Annotated in this window: 15 protein-coding genes; 11 read left to right on the top strand and 4 right to left on the bottom strand. The window is 60.6% G+C overall.

Annotated elements, in window-relative coordinates:
* The first annotated feature begins 16 nt into the window (after positions 1 to 16).
* From AB4N41_RS21570 to AB4N41_RS21530, 9 genes are all read left to right on the top strand, one after another.
* A complete protein-coding gene (locus AB4N41_RS21570; protein WP_252878129.1) occupies positions 17 to 355 on the top strand; it encodes a DUF2934 domain-containing protein in 339 nt (112 codons plus the stop codon).
* 239 nt (positions 356 to 594) lie between these two features.
* Positions 595 to 2754, top strand: a complete 2160-nt coding sequence (gene glgX / locus AB4N41_RS21565; protein ID WP_041480983.1) for a glycogen debranching protein GlgX — start codon at positions 595 to 597, stop codon at positions 2752 to 2754.
* Position 2755: 1 nt separating this feature from the next.
* Positions 2756 to 3754, top strand: coding sequence for an acyl-CoA dehydrogenase family protein (locus AB4N41_RS21560; RefSeq protein WP_150635384.1), 999 nt, complete (start codon positions 2756 to 2758; stop codon positions 3752 to 3754).
* Positions 3751 to 4509 carry a PIG-L deacetylase family protein gene (locus AB4N41_RS21555; protein WP_252878128.1) on the top strand — a complete coding sequence of 253 codons (759 nt, stop codon included), beginning with the start codon at positions 3751 to 3753 and terminating at the stop codon, positions 4507 to 4509. Before AB4N41_RS21560 ends, AB4N41_RS21555 begins: the two co-directional genes overlap by 4 nt.
* Positions 4506 to 5105: an SAM-dependent methyltransferase gene (locus AB4N41_RS21550; RefSeq protein ID WP_056785814.1), complete on the top strand. Its 600-nt coding sequence runs from the start codon at positions 4506 to 4508 to the stop codon at positions 5103 to 5105. The genes AB4N41_RS21555 and AB4N41_RS21550 overlap by 4 nt, the downstream gene beginning before the upstream one ends.
* Positions 5102 to 5761, top strand: a complete 660-nt coding sequence (locus AB4N41_RS21545) for a glycosyltransferase family 2 protein (RefSeq protein ID WP_095179947.1) — start codon at positions 5102 to 5104, stop codon at positions 5759 to 5761. Before AB4N41_RS21550 ends, AB4N41_RS21545 begins: the two co-directional genes overlap by 4 nt.
* A 178-nt stretch (positions 5762 to 5939) precedes the next feature.
* On the top strand, positions 5940 to 6698 hold the full coding sequence (locus tag AB4N41_RS21540) for a PIG-L deacetylase family protein (RefSeq protein ID WP_056785811.1): 759 nt from the start codon (positions 5940 to 5942) through the stop codon (positions 6696 to 6698).
* A 198-nt stretch (positions 6699 to 6896) separates the two neighbouring features.
* Complete coding sequence (locus AB4N41_RS21535; RefSeq protein ID WP_016774637.1) at positions 6897 to 7679, top strand: endonuclease/exonuclease/phosphatase family protein; 783 nt, start codon at positions 6897 to 6899, stop codon at positions 7677 to 7679.
* A gap of 379 nt (positions 7680 to 8058) precedes the next feature.
* A complete protein-coding gene (locus AB4N41_RS21530) occupies positions 8059 to 9111 on the top strand; it encodes an autotransporter outer membrane beta-barrel domain-containing protein (RefSeq protein ID WP_073474582.1) in 1053 nt (350 codons plus the stop codon).
* Positions 9112 to 9227: 116 nt separating this feature from the next.
* Here the strand turns inward: AB4N41_RS21530 and glgB are convergent, their stop codons facing one another.
* The 3 genes from glgB to AB4N41_RS21515 all read right to left on the bottom strand — a co-directional run bounded on the left by glgB (position 9228) and on the right by AB4N41_RS21515 (position 16987).
* Positions 9228 to 11459: a 1,4-alpha-glucan branching protein GlgB gene (gene glgB, locus AB4N41_RS21525; RefSeq protein WP_252878127.1), complete on the bottom strand. Its 2232-nt coding sequence runs from the start codon at positions 11457 to 11459 to the stop codon at positions 9228 to 9230.
* Between the two features lie 2 nt (positions 11460 to 11461).
* Positions 11462 to 14803 carry a maltose alpha-D-glucosyltransferase gene (gene treS / locus AB4N41_RS21520; protein ID WP_460138005.1) on the bottom strand — a complete coding sequence of 1114 codons (3342 nt, stop codon included), beginning with the start codon at positions 14801 to 14803 and terminating at the stop codon, positions 11462 to 11464.
* A gap of 186 nt (positions 14804 to 14989) precedes the next feature.
* Entirely contained in the window at positions 14990 to 16987 is a 1998-nt protein-coding gene (locus tag AB4N41_RS21515; protein WP_095179938.1) for an alpha-1,4-glucan--maltose-1-phosphate maltosyltransferase, read from the bottom strand.
* 217 nt (positions 16988 to 17204) lie between these two features.
* Here AB4N41_RS21515 and AB4N41_RS21510 point away from each other — a divergent pair, with 217 nt between their 5' ends.
* On the top strand, positions 17205 to 17363 hold the full coding sequence (locus AB4N41_RS21510) for a hypothetical protein (protein WP_167351302.1): 159 nt from the start codon (positions 17205 to 17207) through the stop codon (positions 17361 to 17363).
* 150 nt (positions 17364 to 17513) lie between these two features.
* Here the strand turns inward: AB4N41_RS21510 and AB4N41_RS21505 are convergent, their stop codons facing one another.
* Positions 17514 to 18026, bottom strand: a complete 513-nt coding sequence (locus AB4N41_RS21505; protein ID WP_056785798.1) for an MgtC/SapB family protein — start codon at positions 18024 to 18026, stop codon at positions 17514 to 17516.
* A 121-nt stretch (positions 18027 to 18147) separates the two neighbouring features.
* Between AB4N41_RS21505 and AB4N41_RS21500 the strand changes: the two genes are divergently transcribed.
* Positions 18148 to 18396 carry a DUF3203 family protein gene (locus AB4N41_RS21500; protein WP_252878125.1) on the top strand — a complete coding sequence of 83 codons (249 nt, stop codon included), beginning with the start codon at positions 18148 to 18150 and terminating at the stop codon, positions 18394 to 18396.
* Positions 18397 to 18580: the final 184 nt, after the last annotated feature.

Here is an 18580-nt window from a genome sequence, read left to right as displayed (position 1 = left end):
GTTCAGGAGCATTGCGATGAGCACCGACGATAAACGCATTCGCGAATTCGCCTATCAGATCTGGGAGTCGGAAGGGAAACCTGAAGGCCACGAAGAACGTCATTGGGAAATGGCGCGCAAGCTGGCCGAGGCCGAAGCGCTGGCACCCAAGAAGCCACCAAAAGCGGCTGGCAGCAAAGTGGCTGGCAAGACTACAGCGGCAACAGCGAAAAGCACCGACGGCAAGACACCGGCAGCCGCCAAAGCCAAACCAGCGGCGAAAGCCAAGACTGCGGCCACGGCCAAAGTAGTCCCGCCGGGCGAAAAGGCTGCCGAGAAAAAGCCGCGAGCCGCGAAGAAGCCTCCGGCGAACTGACCCGATCCATTTTTGAACTGAATGACTGTGTGGCGAGCGTGCTCGCCACAAGGGGTTCTTGCGCCCCGAAGAAAGCCCTTCTTGGGGCAAAACACACCACCCTGTGGGAGCGAGCCTGCTCGCGAAAGCGCTAGGTCAGTTGGTGAAAACGTCGAATGTACCGACGCTTTCGCGAGCAGGCTCGCTCCCACAAGGAAATCTCATTGCCTGAACTGTCCCGTTTTTTTGCAGGAGCAATCATGACCCGTCCAAAGAAAGCCGAACCCGCTGCGCACGCCGAGCCGTCGAGAATCCGTGAAGGCCTGCCCTTCCCGCTCGGTGCGACCTGGGATGGTCTGGGGGTGAACTTTGCTCTGTTTTCCGCCAACGCCACTAAGGTTGAGCTGTGCATTTTCGACGATGCCGGCGAAGTCGAACTCGAACGCATCGAGCTGCCGGAATACACCGATGAGATCTACCACGGCTACCTGCCGGATGCGCATCCTGGCTTGATCTACGGCTACCGCGTTTATGGTCCTTATGACCCGGCCAATGGTCATCGTTTCAACCACAACAAACTGCTGATCGACCCTTACGCCAAACAATTGGTCGGCGAGCTGAAATGGTCGGAAGCGCTGTTTGGCTACACCATCGGCCACCCCGACGCTGACCTGAGTTTCGACGAGCGTGACAGTGCGCCGTTCGTGCCCAAGTGCAAGGTTATCGACCCGGCCCACACCTGGGGCAACGACCATCGTGTCAGCGTGCCGTGGGACAAGACCATCATTTACGAAACCCACGTGCGCGGCATCAGCATGCGTCATCCTTCGGTGCCGGAAAACCTGCGCGGCACCTTTGGCGGCTTGATGGTCGACGACGTGCTTGAGCACATTCGCAAGCTCGGTGTTTCGTCTGTCGAACTGCTGCCGATTCACGCCTTCGTCAACGATCAGCATCTGCTGCAAAAGGGCATGACCAACTATTGGGGCTATAACAGCATCGCGTTCTTCGCCCCGGACCCGCGTTATCTGGCCAGCGGCAAGATTGCCGAATTCAAGGAAATGGTCGCGCACCTGCACGATGCCAATCTCGAAGTCATTCTCGACGTGGTCTACAACCACACCGCCGAAGGCAACGAGCAAGGTCCGACTCTGTCGATGCGCGGTATCGACAACGCCTCCTATTACCGCTTGATGCCCGATGACAAGCGCTACTACATCAACGACTCCGGCACCGGTAATACGCTGGACCTGAGCCACCCATGCGTGCTGCAAATGGTCACTGACTCCCTGCGCTACTGGGCCAGTGAGATGCACGTCGACGGTTTCCGTTTCGACCTGGCAACCATTCTTGGCCGTTATCACGATGGTTTTGACGAGCGCCACAGCTTCCTCGTCGCCTGCCGTCAGGACCCGGTGCTGCGTCAGGTGAAAATGATCGCTGAGCCGTGGGACTGCGGTCCCGGCGGTTATCAGGTCGGCAACTTTCCGCCGGGCTGGGTTGAGTGGAACGACAAGTTCCGCGACACCGTGCGTGCGTTCTGGAAAGGTGACGACGCTCAGCTTGCCGATTTCGCCAGCCGCATGACCGCTTCCGGCGAGATGTTCAACCAGCGCGGGCGCCGGCCGTATTCGTCGGTGAACTTCATCACCGCCCACGACGGTTTCACTCTCAACGATCTGGTCTCGTACAACGACAAGCACAACGAAGCCAACGACGAAAACAATCAGGACGGCAGCAACAACAACCTGTCGTGGAACCACGGCGTCGAAGGCCCGACCGACGATCCGGAAATCAACGCTCTGCGCCACCGGCAGATGCGCAATTTCTTTGCCACTCTGCTGCTGGCCCAAGGTACGCCGATGATCGTCGCCGGTGACGAGTTCGCCCGCACCCAGGACGGCAACAACAATGCCTATTGCCAGGACAGCGAGATTGGCTGGGTCAACTGGGACCTGAGCGAGGACGGCAAGGCCCTGCTCAAGTTCGTGAAACGCCTGATCAAGCTGCGCCTGACTTATCCGATCCTGCGTCGCGGACGCTTCCTGGTCGGCGAGTACAACGAGGACATCGGCGTCAAGGACGTAACCTGGCTGGCTCCGGACGCTACCGAGATGACCACCGAGCACTGGCACGATGCGCACAATCGCTGCCTCGGCATGCTGCTCGACGGTCGCGCGCAGGAAACCGGCATCCGTCGCAAAGGCGCCGACGCGACGCTGCTGCTGGTGGTCAACGCACACCATGACATCGTCAACTTCACCCTGCCGGAAGTACCGGATGGTGGCTTCTGGACGTGCATGATCGATACCAATCAGCCGTCGATTCGCGGCCAGGAACGCTTCGAATTCGGCCACGAGTATTCGGTGACCGGGCGTTCGTTGCTGTTGTTCGAACTGCAACGTGACGAAGAAGATTGATATGGACTTTCAACATTATCTGGCCCGCCGTCCGCCAGATTACGCCGACACCAATGCCCTCGGCCGTTGCCTGCGAGCAATGGTCGAGGCCGGCCTCGACCGCTTGCCGTTGCCCGGCAGCGGTCACACGCTGGAGCGCTTCCAGCGTCTATCGGAGGTGGGCGGACACGATCTTGGGCTGTGCAAACTCTATGAAGGCCATACCGACGCTCTGGCGATCATCGAGCAATTGGGCGGTACGCCAACCCCGGGCAGCACGTGGGGCATGTGGGCCGCCGAACCGCCGCAGGCACGGGTGAAAGTCACGCCGTCCGGGCATATGGTGATGCTGAACGGGCGCAAGGCCTGGTGCTCTGGCGCTGCGGTGCTCAGCCACGCCTTGCTCACTGCGTGGGACGCTGATGATCAGCAGCAATTGGTTGCAGTCGCACTCGATCAACCTGGCGTGACCATCACCGATCAAGGCTGGCAAGCGGTGGGCATGGCGGCCACCGGCAGCGTCGAAGTGCTGTTTGAAAACGCCGAAGCGCAGGCCATTGGCAACCCCGGTGATTACCTGCAACGGCCGGGGTTCTGGCAGGGCGGGATCGGTATCGCGGCTTGCTGGTACGGCGCTTCACGGCGGATTGCCGAAGGGCTGCGTCAGCATTGCGCGCAACGCGATGAACCGCACGCCCTCGCCCATCTCGGTGCGACTGACACAGCACTGCAAGCAGCGGCCGACGTGTTGCGCTTCAGCGCGTTGCAAATCGATGCGCAGCCTGAGGCTGACGCTGAACTGCTGGCCCGTCGCGCCCGCGCGGTGGTCGAACAGTCTGCCGAACAGGTCATGCGTGAAGTCGGGCGGGCGCTGGGTGCCGGGCCGTTTTGTCAGGATCGGCATTTTGCGCGACTGAGTGCCGACTTGCCGGTGTTTCTGCGCCAGAGTCACGCCGAGCGCGACCTTGCTGCGCTGGGCCAGCGGATTGCCGGTCAATCCTGCGAGGTCTGGGCGTTATGAAGGACAACCCGATCGTCGGCCAGGGCACTTCACTGCAGCAATGGCAGGGTTCGCGGCGTCTGGCCGAACTGCCCGCCATCGACGTTCTTGACCTGGTACCGCTGGGTTCGCGGGCGGTGATCATCGCGCCGCATCCGGATGACGAAGTGCTCGGTTGCGGCGGCATCATGCAGTTGCTGGCGGCAGCCGGACGGCCGTTGCAATTGATCTCGGTTACCGATGGCAGCGCCAGTCACCCCGGCTCGCAACGCTGGACGGTCGAACGCTTGAGCGTGGTGCGACCGCAGGAATCCGCCGAAGCTCTGCGCCGCCTCGGCTTGCCGATGCACAGCCTGAAATGGCTGCGCGGCGGGTTTACCGACACCCAAGTGGCGGCTCAGGAAACCGGGTTGAGCGAATTCATCGCCGGGTATCTGCATGCCAGTGACGTGGTTTTCACTACCTGGCGCCAGGACGGCCACAGCGATCATGAGGCCGTCGGCCGCGCCAGTGTCGAGGCGGCGCGACGCGTCGGTGCGACCTGCCATGAACTTCCGGTCTGGACCTGGCACTGGGCAACCCCGGAAGACGCCTCGGTGCCATGGGAACGCGCGCGCAAGATTCTTCTGTCACCCACGCACATCGCGCGCAAACGCCACGCGGCCCACGCGTTCGCCAGCCAGCTGGAAGGCGACCGCGACGTCGGGCTCGGGCCGGTGCTCGCTCCCTATGTGCTTGATCGTTTGCTGCAACCTTTTGAAGTGGTGTTCCTGTGAGCGTCGATGACCGCTATTTCGACGGCCTGTTCGCTGGCAACGACGATCCATGGGCGTTCCGCCAGCGCTGGTACGAGCAGCGCAAACGCGCGATCACCCTCGCCGCCCTGCCGCGTCCGCGCTACAGGTCGGTGTTCGAACCGGGTTGCGCCAACGGCGAACTGAGTGCAGAACTGGCTCCGCGCTGCGACCGCCTGTTGTGCTGCGACACGGCGAGCGCGGCAGTGAAGCTGGCGCGTACGCGCTTGAGCGTGTTCGAGCATGCCGAAGTCCGTCAGGGCCGCCTCCCGGCTGACTGGCCGGAGGAAAAATTCGACCTGATTGTATTCAGCGAAATCGGCTACTACCTCGACGAAAAAGATCTGACAGAAATGATCCGCCGGATCAGTGAGTCACTGACGGCCGACGGACAATTGCTGGCCTGCCACTGGCGCCCGCCGATCGAGGGCTGCCCGTTGAATGCACGTCAGGTCCACGATCAGATCCACGATCAATTGGCTTTGCCGCGTCTGGTGCTGCATCAGGAAGCGGATTTCATTCTCGAACTGTGGAGCCGCGAGCCACGCTCGGTGGCGGCACTGGAGGGCTTGCGTTGATCGGTATCGTGATTCCTGCACACAACGAAGAAGCGCTGCTCGATGAATGCCTGCGCGCCGCCCTGCGGGCCAGCCAGCATGGGCAACTGGCCGGCGAGCCGGTGGAAATCCTGGTGGTGCTCGACAGTTGCAGCGACGCCTCGGCGCAGATCGTCAGCGCTTATCCGGTGCTGAGCCTGCAGATCGACGCACGCAACGTCGGCGAAGCCCGAGCCGCCGGTGCGCGCCTGTTGCTCGAGCGCGGTGCCCGCTGGATCGCCTGCACCGACGCCGACAGCCGCGTCGCCGATGACTGGCTGGCGGCGCAACTGGGACTGGAGGCGGACGCAGTGTGCGGCACGGTGACCGTCGAGCACTGGCACGAATCGATCGATGAAGCGGCGCAGATTCGCTATCACCGCCATTATCAGGCCCGCGATGGCCATCGGCACATTCACGGCGCCAATCTCGGTGTCAGCGCCGAGGCTTATCGCCTGGCCGGCGGTTTCAAACCGCTGACCTGTGACGAGGACGTGCAACTGGTGCGTGCGCTGGAGCGCAGCGGTGCGAATATCGCCTGGAGTCATCGCCCGCAAGTGCACACCAGCGCCCGTCTCGACAGTCGGGCCAAGGGCGGATTCGGTGACTTTCTGCGCAATCTGGCACAGCTGGAATAAAAAAATACGGATCAGATTGATCTGTGACGCGACGAATCGGCTGTCTTGAGCAATACTCTGCCTCGCAGTAATCCAAGGGTTGGAGCACTGCACCGTTGCTATTCATTTGCCTTCACGGGCCGCGATCAGCGTTGGCTGTTCACGACTGAGGGCGAGATACCACAAGGACGTCGCACTCATGAAATCGTCATTGATCAACGAACACGGCCTGCCAGCACAGATCTGGAACAGCGCGCCGCAACTCGACAATATTCCCGTCATCAACACCCACAGCCTGGTTCCCGCCGGCGCCCGCGCCGTGGTCATCGCCCCGCATCCGGGCGATGAAGTGGTCACTTGCGGCGGTTTGCTGCAATTGCTCTCCAGCCTTGGCCATCCCCTGCAATTGCTCTCGATTACCGACGGCAGCGCCAGCCACCCCGGCTCGCGGCAATGGTCGGAACAACGCCTGAGTGTATTCCGCCCGCAGGAAAGCGTCGAAGCCCTGCGCCGCCTCGGCCTGCCCATGCACAGCCTGAAGTGGGTGCGCGGCGGCTTTACCGACAACGCACTGAGTGATCAGCAAAGCCAGCTCACCGAGTTCATCGGCCGCTACCTGCGACCGGGCGACGTAGTGTTCAGTACCTGGCGCAAGGATGGCCCGCCGGATCATGAAGTGGTCGGCCGCGCCAGTTTCGACGCGGCGCAAAAGGCCGGGGCGACCTATCACGATGTGCCGGTGTGGGCCTGGCACTGGCCGGAGCGCGAGCAGCGCATGATTCCCTGGGAACGCGCGCGCAAGCTGCGTCTCGACACCTGGACCGTAGCGCGCAAAAGCCACGCGACCCACGCCTACGCCAGCCAGCTCAAAGGCGAACCGGCCATCGGCATAGCCCCGCTGCTGCCGCCGGTGCTGCTGGAGCGGATGCGCTTGCCGTATGAAATCGTCTTCTTCTGAACGGCGGAAGCTCACAATACCTGTGGGAGCGAGCCTGCTCGCGAAAGCGGTGTGTCATGTGTCAGATGTATTGAACGTGATGAAGTCTTCGCGAGCAGGCTCGCTCCCACATTGGCCCAGCAGTGAATCATCGGAAGGAACTGCCACCCCCTCAAACCAGTCGCATGAACAGGCATGGCCCAAATCAGAGGAGTGAACGTGTCCAGCGATCCCAAGCGTCAAGCGGTCGACGCGCCAGTCATTCATCGCCTGCGGGTACTCACGGTCAATACCCACAAGGGCTTCACTGCGCTGAATCGGCGGTTTGTTCTCCCGGAGCTGCGCGAGGCGATGCGCAGTACCTCGGCCGATCTGGTGTTTCTGCAGGAAGTGGTGGGTGAACACGAGCGCCATTCGAGTCGCTACAACGACTGGCCGCAGACCTCGCAATACGAATTCCTCGCCGACAGTATGTGGAGCGATTTTGCCTACGGCCGCAACGCCGTTTACCCCGACGGCCACCACGGCAACGCGCTGCTGTCGAAATACCCGATCCGCGAATATCGCAACCTCGACGTGTCGATCACCGGGCCTGAACGGCGCGGGCTGTTGCACTGCATCCTGGATGTGCCCGGGCATGCCGAGGTGCACGCGATCTGTGTGCATTTGAGTCTGCTGGAAAGCCATCGGCAATTGCAGTTGCAGCTGCTTTGCCAGTTGCTTGAATCACTGCCCGACGATGCGCCGGTGATCATTGCCGGTGATTTCAATGACTGGCAGTTGCAGGGCAACGCCGCCCTCGCCCGTCGCGACTATTTGCACGAAGCTTTTGAACGTCATCATGGGCGCCCGGCGAAAACCTATCCGGCGCGTTTTCCGCTGTTGCGCCTGGACCGGATTTACCTGCGCAATGCCAGCAGCCACGATCCAAGGATTCTCGGCAACAAGCCGTGGACGCATTTGTCGGATCATCTTCCCTTGGCGGTTGAAGTGCACCTCTAGCTGCATTTTTGACAGCCATCTAATGACAGATCGTTCCGGCAATTACCGCTCGGAAGGACCTTTCGTCGGCGGCAAAAAACCGTCAGATGCACCCTTCGCAAGCGTTTTTCCATGCAAACAAGCACTTAGTTATGTGCAGAAAAACAAACGCTTGCGGTTGCTGATTTAAGCGCGCCATTCATCGTGCATTTTCTTGACGCGCGGGCATCGCTCTTCTTATCTCTACCTTACTACCCCCGGAATCACTACTGGGGCTGACCTTCCGGCACTCGCGAAATCGAGCAGCCGCGGTTCGCCCCGCTCTATTCGGTCGCCCCTCGTTCGGGGTAGGAGAGACGCCAAACACGAGATGACGCATGCGCTTGCAAGGTAGACCTCCATGAAAACTTCACTGACCCCACATGAATTGAAAATCACTTTTTGCACAGTGTCAGGTTCGCTGTTGCTGTGCTCGTCCATGGAGGCGCATGCGGAATTTTCGGCGGATGAACCCGCGTGGTATCGCGCCGATGTCCCTGTGATGACCTTGCCAGTGACCGTGATAACGCCCGGACCGCTGCCATTGAGTCAGCAGAGTTCGCGCCTGATCACCGAAGATCTTGCCCCGTCTGCCTGGGACGAGCTGTACGGCAAAAGCGCTCGGCAAGCACAGACCGACGCACTTTCTACCGGTTATGCGCTGGCCGGTGGCGAGTTCAAAGGTCCCGCCGTGCTCACGTTGAAAAGCGGTAACGGGACTACCCAGACCCTTGGTCTCATAGGTGGCGACAATCAGGTCCAGCTGAATTCCACTGGTGCACTGACCCGACGTGCCCTCGCCGACCGCAACACTGACAGTCTCAACCTGCAAGGCCAGAGCCTTGGCGCCTATTACAGCCTGGTCGGCGCGCAGGGCTGGCACGTCGACCTGTCGGCCAGCGGCGGTCGGGTCAGCGGTTTCAGTCGGACCCCGCAAGGCAATCGGCAAGCCACCGAAGGCAACGCGATGACCTTTTCCGTTGAAGGCGGTTATCCGATCGGCTTGAGTGACAACTGGGTGGTCGAACCACAGGCGCAACTGATCAACCAGCGCATCAGCCTCGACGCGCCTTATGCAGGCTCGGGCAACGCCTCGTCGACCGACCTGACCGCGTGGAGTGGCCGTGTCGGTGCGCGATTGAAAGGCAGTTATGACTTGAACGGGTTGCCTGTTGAACCCTACGTGCGCACCAACCTTTGGCACACGGTGTACACCGGCAGCACGGTGACCCTCGATCAGGTCGACAAGATCAGCAGCAGCCGCAAGTCTTCAACAGTGGAATTGGGCTTGGGACTGGTGGCGCGGGTCACACCGGCGGTAAGCCTGTACATGAGCGCCGATTACAGCAGCGATGTGGATGACAATGACCTGAACGGCATTATCGGCAGCCTAGGAGTGCGGATGCGTTGGTGATCTGCTGAACGCTGAAGAACCTTGTGGGAGCGAGCCTGCTCGCGAAAGCGGTGCCACCTTCAACATCATCGTTGACTGACATGGCGCCTTCGCGAGCAGGCTCGCTCCCACAGGTGCTAGCCCTGCGGCTTGAGAATCAACACTGCCAACGGCGGAAGATTCAGTTCCAGCGACAACGATTGACCATGGCTTGGCACTTCTTCGGTCAACGCTCCGCCGCCATTGCCATAGTTGGAGCCGGCATAAATGTCGGCGTCACTGTTGAACAGCTCGGTCCAGCGCCCGGCAAACGGCACGCCGACCCGATACGCCTGGCGCGGTACCGGGGTGAAGTTGGCAACCACCAGCACTGGCGAGCCATCCTTGCTCCAGCGCAACCACGCGTAAACGCTGTTGATCGCATCGTCGCCAATCAACCACTGGAAACCCTGCGGCGCATCGTCCTGATCGTGCAGCGCCGGCTCTTCGCGATACAGCCGGTTGAGATCGCCAACCAGTTTCTGCACGCCCTTGTGCTCGGAATACTGCAGCAGGTACCAGTCCAGCTGCTGATCGTGGTTCCACTCGCGCCATTGGCCAAACTCGCAGCCCATGAACAACAGCTTTTTGCCCGGATGAGTCCACATGAAGCTCAGATAGGCGCGCAGATTGGCAAACTTCTGCCAGCGATCGCCGGGCATCTTGTCGATCAACGAGTGCTTGCCGTGCACCACTTCGTCGTGGGAAATCGGCAGGATGAATCGTTCCGACCAAGCGTAGACCAGACCAAAGCTCAACTCGTTGTGGTGATGTGCGCGGTACACCGGATCTTGCTGGATGTAGTGCAGCGAATCGTGCATCCAGCCCATGTTCCATTTGTAGGCAAACCCGAGACCGCCCTGCTGGGTGCTCTGACTGACGCCCGGCCATGCGGTGGACTCTTCGGCAATCACCAGCGCACCCGGCGCTTCCAACTCAACCACGTCGTTCAAATGCCGCAGGAAGTCGATGGCCTCCAGGTTCTCGCGACCGCCGTGGCGATTCGGCACCCATTCGCCAGCCTTGCGCGAATAGTCGCGATACAGCATCGACGCCACCGCATCGACACGCAGGCCGTCGATATGGAAGTGTTTCAGCCAGTGCAACGCCGAGGCCAGCATGTAACCGTGCACTTCGGTGCGACCAAGGTTGTAGATCAGCGTGTCCCAATCCTGATGGAAGCCTTCCAGCGGGTTGCCGTATTCGTAGAGCGCGGTGCCGTCGAACTGCGCCAGACCATGGGTATCGGTGGGGAAATGCGCCGGTACCCAGTCGAGAATCACCCCGATGTCGGCCTGGTGACAGGCGTTGACGAACTCGGCGAACTGATCCGGCGTGCCATAACGCGCACTCGGGGCGAATTGCGAAAGCAACTGATAGCCCCAGGAACCGCCGAAGGGGTGCTCCATGATCGGCATCAGTTCGATGTGGGTGAATCCCAGCTCTTTGACATAAGGAATCAGGCGCTCGGCCAGTTCCGGCCAGGTGTACTGGCGCGCGACCTCGCCGAGATCGTCCAGCTCGCACTGCCAGGAACCGGCGTGCAACTCGTAGATCGACAGAGGTTTGGAGCGCTGCTGGCGATCCTGACGGGAATTCATCCAGTCGTGATCCTGCCAGTCGATCTGCAGGGGCGAGGCAACTTTCGAAGCGGTGTCCGGCGGCAGGCTGGTGGCCAGTGCCATCGGGTCGGCCTTGAGCGGCAGAATGCCGTGGGCGCCGAGGATTTCGTACTTGTACAACTCCCCCGCTTGCAGACGCGGGATGAACAGTTCCCAGACACCGGACGGATGACGCAGCCGCATCGGGTGGCGACGGCCGTCCCAGACGTTGAAATCGCCGACCACCGAAACACGGCGGGCATTCGGTGCCCACACGGCAAAGCGCACACCGTCCACGCCATCAACGGTCTTCAGCTGCGCACCGAGGCAGGCGCTGAGGTCGCGGTGGTTACCCTCGGCGAACAGATACAAATCCATCTCGCCGAGCAACTGGCCGAAGCTGTACGGGTCTTCGGCAACCTGCTCGCCACCGGCCCAGCGCGTGCGCAACAGGTACGGTCGCGCCTGATCGAAATGGCCGACAAACAGCCCCGGCGTCTCGGTCATCTCCAGCGGGCCAAGCTCTTCGCCGCTGTCCTTGTCCAGCACCGTCACACTCAGCGCACCTGGCAAATAGGCACGGATGAACTGCCCGCCGGCGCCATCGCCGTGCGGGCCGAGAATGGAAAACGGGTCCTGATGTTCAGCGCGCACCAAAGCATCGATGTCGCGCGCCGAGGGTAACAATGCTTCCTTTACCACACCCTGTTCCTTGTTCGAGAAACTCATGACTACTCTCCACCAAGATCGGAAAAGGGTTTAAGCCCTGTCAATAATCCATACAAGCCGTGCAATGGCACGGGCAGCCACGTTGGGCGGTTTTCCGCCTCGTAGGCCACTTCATAAGCGGCTTTTTCCAGGCCGAACAACGCCAGCGCGGCGTCGGCACCCTCGGGATCCTGCCAGGCATGCTCAAGACTAGCTGCTGCCTCGCGGTATGCCTGAACAAATGCCTCGCGTGCTTCGCGCAGATAACGCTCGGCGACACGTTTACGCGCCGCTTCGGCTTCGACGCTGTTGTCGACGTTGTGCACATTGATGGTCATCGCCGCAGCGTAATCAAACGAACGCAGTACGCCGCTGACATCCTTGTACGGGCTGTGCTTGCCGCGACGCTCACTCAACGGCCGCGCCGGTTCGCCCTCGAAGTCAATCAAGTAGGCATCGCCCTTGATCACCAGCACTTGACCCAAATGCAAGTCGCCATGCACCCGGATGCGCAAGCCGCCGGTGGCTTTCTTCGCCAGATCCTGCACATGGGCAAGAATGGTTTTCTTCTCGTCGAGCAGACGCTTGACCAGTTTCTGATCCGTCGCATTCAACTCGCCTTGATGCTGTTTGAGCAGTTTCAAGGCGTGTTCGACCTGGGCGGTGACGTCCTTGCCTGTCGTGGCCATGTCCTTGCTCGACGACACTTGCGGCGCGAAGTCGGCATTGTCGGTTGGCGCAGCGAGCACTTGATGCATCTCGCCCAGACGCTGACCAAGCATGCCGGCGAAGTCCTTCAACTCGCCGAGGGCGTTGTAATGCTGCTCCTGCTCGGACATGGCGTCGGCCAGTTCATCGCGCAGCGCCCGTTCCAGGTTGTTCTGCGTCCATTCCCATGCGTCGCCCTGATTGCTCAGATAGCCTTGGGCGATCATCAGCAAGTTGTCTTCGCCTTGCGCGTCGCGGCGAATCACCGAACCGAGCAGTGGAGAGATATTGGCAAACCCGGCCTCGGTCAGGTAAGCGCTCATCTCCAGTTCCGGGTGTACGCCAGAAGCGACTTTGCGTATCAGCTTAAGCACCAGACTGTTGCCGATTACCACTGAACTGTTCGATTGCTCGGCCGACAGGTAGCGCACATCCGACTCGGCGCCGAGGCCGAGTTTTTCCAGATGATCTGTCTGTTCGAAGCGGATTTCGCCTTCGATCGACTCCAGTACGGTGTTGTTCTGCATGCCTTGCAGAACGGCGCGGACGAAGGTTTCCAGGGTGAACGCATCGGTGATCAGGCCAACCTGACGCACACGGCGTACACGCGACAGCGCCAATTGCTGAGGCAACGGCGGGCCGACATGGTCTTCGCCAATGAAGCCGAACGGCAGCTGATAACGGTTGGTCTGGCCGCCACTGGTGACTTCGATTTCGCTGAGCAGCACTGGGTGCTGGGCGTCACCGAAGCGCACGCCGTAAGCCAGATTGACCTTCTCGATCGCCGCATCCTTGCCGGCAAACCAGCGACGATTCTGCAGCCAGCTCGGCAGGATGCTTTGCTCCAGCGTCGTCCGCGATGGCGCTTCGAGCAGTTCTTCCATGCGCTTTTTCAGCACCAGCGTGGTGAAGTCCGGCAGGCTCTGCGCCGGCTCGACGTGCCAGCTCGGCATCTGGTTTTCTGCCGCCAGTGCAAACCAATAGAAACCGTACGGCGCCAGGGTCAGGAGGAAATTCAACTGACCGATCGGCGGGAACGCGTTACCACCGAGCATTTCCACCGGCACCATGCCGACATACGCCGACAGGTCCAGTTCGACCGCTTGCGCACTGCGCGAGACGTTCGCCACGCACAGAATGATTTCGTGCTTGCCATCGGCATCGGTGTATTCGCGGGTGTAAGCCAGCACGCGACGGTTGCTCGGCGAGAGCATTTTCAAGGTGCCACGGCCGAAGGCTTTCGATTGCTTGCGCACTGCCAGCAGACGGCGCGTCCAGTTCAACAACGAGTGCGGATCGCCGGACTGGGTTTCGACGTTCACCGACTGATAGCCATACTGCGGGTCCATGATCGGCGGCAGTACCAGACTGGCCGGATCGGCGCGGGAGAAACCGCCGTTGCGGTCGATCGACCACTGCATCGGTGTACGCACGCCATCGCGATCGCCGAGGTAGATGTTGTCGCCCATACCGATTTCGTCGCCGTAGTACAGCGTCGGCGTGCCGGGCATCGACAGCAGCAGACTGTTGAGCAGTTCGATGCGGCGACGATCGCGTTCCATCAACGGTGCGAGACGACGACGGATACCGAGGTTGATCCGCGCGCGACGGTCAGCCGCGTAGTAGTTCCACAGGTAATCGCGCTCGCGGTCGGTGACCATTTCCAGGGTCAGTTCATCGTGGTTGCGCAGGAAAATTGCCCACTGGCAATTCGCCGGAATTTCCGGGGTCTGCCGGAGAATGTCGGTAATCGGGAAGCGATCTTCCTGCGCGAGCGCCATGTACATGCGCGGCATCAGCGGGAAGTGGAAGGCCATGTGGCATTCGTCACCATTGACGCCAGCAGCGTCGGTGTCACCGAAATACAGCTGGGTGTCTTCCGGCCACTGATTGGCCTCGGCCAGCAGCATGCGGTCGGGATAGTTGGCGTCGATCTCGGCACGGATCTGCTTGAGGACGTCGTGGGTCTCGGGCAGGTTTTCGTTGTTGGTGCCGTCGCGCTCGATCAGGTACGGAATCGCGTCGAGGCGCAGGCCGTCGATGCCCATGTCGAGCCAGTAACGCATCACCGACAACACGGCTTTCATCACTTGCGGGTTGTCGAAGTTCAGATCCGGCTGGTGCGAGTAGAAGCGGTGCCAGAAGTATTGGCCAGCGACCGGATCCCAGGTCCAGTTGGACTTTTCGGTGTCGAGAAAGATGATTCGCGTGCCGTCGTATTTCTGATCGTCATCGGACCACACGTAGAAATCCCGCGCCGCTGAACCCGGCTTGGCTTTACGCGCACGCTGGAACCACGGGTGCTGGTCGGAGGTGTGGTTGATGACCAGCTCGGTGATCACCCGCAGCCCGCGCTTGTGCGCTTCGGCAATGAAGCGCTTGGCATCGGCCATGGTCCCGTAGTCGCTGTGCACACCACGATATTCGGCGATGTCGTAACCGTCGTCGCGACGTGGCGAGGGATAGAACGGCAGCAGCCAGATGGTGTTGACGCCGAGGTCGGCAATGTAATCGAGTTTGGCGATAAGCCCGGGAAAGTCACCGATCCCGTCATTGTTGGAGTCGAAAAACGATTTGACGTGAACCTGATAGATCACCGCATCCTTGTACCAGAGCGGGTCTTTGATGAAGGCGGCTGCCTTGGGTTTCTTCGCCATGTGGAACTCCTGAAAAATTCTCTGATACACCGAGGGACTCGCAGTGGTGAGCCCCTGTGGCGAGGGGATTTATCCCCGTTCGGCTGCGCAGCAGTCGCAAATTGTTAACGCGGTGCAGCTTGAAAACAGGGGCCGCTGCGCGCCCCAACGGGGATAAATCCCCTCGCCACGGAGGCGGTGCAAATGTTACGAAGCGGTAATCCGCCAAATCCCGAACGGCTGATACGCCGGATCGATGCGCATGAACTGATATTTGCCGTGCCAGTCCCAGCGATGGCCGTTCATCAAGTCTTCGCCATGGGTGGTGGCATCGTCCGGCAGGCCCATTTCCCACAGCGGCAGTTCGAAATTCGCTTCCTGCACGTTATGCGGATCGAGGCTGACTGCGACCAGAATGAAATTGCTGCCATCGGCGCTGCGCTTGCCGAAGAACAGAATATTGTCGTTCCAGGCGTTATAGATTTTCAGGCCCAGATGCGTGTGCAGCGCCGGGTTCTGCCGGCGGATGCGGTTGAGCTGGGCGATTTCGGCAATGATGTTGCCCGGCGCGGTGAAGTCGCGGACGCGGATTTCGTATTTCTCCGAATCCAGGTATTCCTCTTTGCCCGGCACCGGTGCCGATTCGCATAACTCGAAGCCGGAATACATACCCCACAGGCCCGAGCCCATCGTTGCCAAGGCAGCGCGGATGAGGAAACCGGGACGCCCCGACTCATGCAAAAACGCCGGGTTGATGTCCGGGGTATTGACGAAGAAATTCGGCCGGTAGCATTCGCGCCACGGCGACTGATTGAGTTCGGTGAAATATTCCGCCAGCTCGGCCTTGGTATTGCGCCAGGTGAAATAGGTGTAGCTCTGCGAGTAACCGACCTTGCCCAGACGCGCCATCATCGCCGGCGTGGTGAAGGCCTCGGCGAGGAAGATCACTTCCGGATACAGCGTGCGAACGTCGGCGATCAGCCATTGCCAGAACGGCAGCGGTTTGGTGTGCGGGTTGTCGACGCGGAAGATCTTCACACCTTCCTTGACCCAGCCGACGACGATGTCGCGCAACTCGACCCACAGGCTCGGAATCGCATCCGGCGCATAGAAGTCGACGTTGACGATGTCCTGGTACTTCTTCGGCGGGTTTTCGGCGTATTTGATCGTGCCGTCCGGGCGCCAGTTGAACCAGCCCGGATGCTCCTTGAGCCACGGATGGTCCTGGGAGCACTGGATGGCGAAATCGAGAGCGATTTCCAAGCCATGGTCGGCGGCGGCAGCCACCAGGCGGCGGAAATCTTCACGGGTGCCGAGTTGCGAGTGAATCGCTTCGTGCCCGCCCTCCTCGCTACCGATCGCGTACGGGCTGCCAGGATCGTCAGGGCCGGCGGTAAGGGAATTGTTGCGGCCCTTGCGGTGGGCGCGGCCGATCGGGTGAATCGGCGTGAAGTACAACACGTCGAAGCCCATGTCCTGAATCATCGGCAGACGCGAGTGCACGTCGTTGAACGTGCCGTGACGCTGAGGATCGTCAGTGATCGAGCGCGGAAACAGCTCATACCAACTGGCGAACTCGGCGAGTTCGCGCTCGACGTCCATGGGGAATTCGGCGCTGATGCTGAGGTAGGCGCGGTGATCAGCCTGGGCCATCAGCTCTGCACTGCGCGAGTGCAGAAACAGCGCAACCTGCTCGGTTTCGAGCAGGCCGGACAATTCATGGTGCAGCGCGGCAAGCTGCTCGCTGAGCTGACCTTCGCTGCGTTCGGCGGCCTGTTGCACCATGGTCCGGCCTTCCTGCAGCTCCAGGGAAACCGGCACAGCAGCGTTGTGCTTCTTTTCCAGTTCGTACTGGAAGCTGGCGAAATGGTCGATCCACGCTTCGATGCAATACAGATAGCGGCCCTGCTCTTCGGGGCGGAACTGGCCTTGCCAGGTGTTGTTGCCCTGATCGGACATGACCTCGGTCTGCCAGGTTTCCTGGCCTTCTTCGCGCCAGCGGATGCGTACGGCGAGCTTGTCATGGCCGTCGGCAAACACTTTGCTGGTCACCACCACTTCGCGCCCGGCAATCGACTTGACGGCAAACTGGCCGCCGTCGAGGGTCGGCATGGTGTTTTCGATGACGATTCGAGGCAGCAGCAACGCCTGCGACAATGGCATGTGCGGGTTGTAACTCAGCTCTGAAGGTCTTTCAGCAGTCATTGAGCATCTCTCCTTAACGCCCCAAGGACGCTCTTGTGCCGGAACAGTATTCGCGACAAAGCGCCGGCCCTGTCATGAACTCACTTAGGTTCCGAGCAACCGGCGCGGGGAAAAGTTCAGATGAAATTAACAAGACAAACCGGCGGATCGAATTTGTCGTGGCCGGGTCAACTCACTTAAGCACGTCCCACGCCATGTGCCATACGGAGGTCATCAGATGAACATCCCGATCCCGGCGGAAACGCCTGATCCGAACATCGACAAACCCACCCTGCCGGATACCGAGCCGCCACCGGTGCCCGAGCAAGAGCCACCCGGCACCACGCCACCGCCGAAAGAAGAGCCACCGAATACGATGCCGCCAGTGATCGTCTGACCCTGCCCCCCTGATCGTTCCCACGCTCCGCGTGGGGATGCCTCAACGGACGCTCCGCGTTCGGCTCCAGAAGGGACGCGGAGCGTCCCGGGCTGCATTCCCACGCGGAGCGTGGGAACGATCAGGCAACGATCATCAGCCGGCGGGAAGTCAGAGGTGGTCATTCTTGTCGACATCCTTTTCGAACACTCTCACCACGTAAGGCATCACGCTGAAAATCGCCAGTGCCAGAATGGTACTGAGCAATGCCGTCGCTTCCTTGCCCAGCCCCGCCGCCACGCCGATCGCCGCCGTCATCCATAAGCCCGCCGCCGTGGTCAGGCCTTTGACATGGGCCTCGTCGCCCTGCTGATTTTTCAGAATGGTGCCGGCGCCGAGAAAGCCGATCCCGGCAATCACACCCTGCAAGACCCGACTCATGGCATCGGATTCTGCGCCCGAGGTCTGCGGCACCAACACGAATAGCGCAGCGCCCAACGCCACCAGCATGTGCGTGCGCACGCCCGCTGCCTTGCCTTTATGCTCGCGCTCAAATCCGAGTATCCCGCCGAGAATCGCCGCCATCAGCAGGCGTACGGTGATCCGGGTCATTTGCGAGGCGTCGCCGATATCGGCAAATTCGGCTTGCATCGTGGCCCACACTTCATCCCACCAGTCTTCCATCGTGCTTCCCTTGTTATTGGCTTGATAAGCGATGGACAACAGCGACCATTAATCGGTTGCGCAGAACGAACTGCGCGCTGCGTTTCCTAACGTGCAGACCTCACTTGAAAGGACTGCCGCCATGACCGTTCGAATCGATGAATCCAACCCTGAGCAGAAAGTGTGTTTTTTCACCGTCGAGCATGGTGAGGAAATCCGTATCTGCGACACGTTGACAGTCGAGACCGATAGCGAAAAAGCCATGTCGTTCGTGGAAATCGAAGGCAAACGCGCCTACATCACCGAAGCAGAAGCCAATGCCCTGACCGTGGCCGGGGCTAAAGACGGGCGCAAGCACGTTAAAGCCGATGACAGTGGTTCGGTGGTTTGATTGACCTCGCTCAATACGCTGCGCAAACATCCGCGATAGGCGTTTGCGCCGCGCCCACCCTGATGCTTCAAGTTGTCGCAGGCATTGCGCCAAACCCCATCTGATCCGCTTTTTATTGCCAAACCTGAGTCTGTTCTGCAAACAGATCGGCGCTCATAGTGCATCGGCCTGATGGAGGCTGATG

Source organism: Pseudomonas sp. S2_A10 (assembly GCF_054668465.1).
Note: the sequence above shows the minus strand (reverse complement) of the source record. Positions and strands in the feature narration are given on the sequence as shown.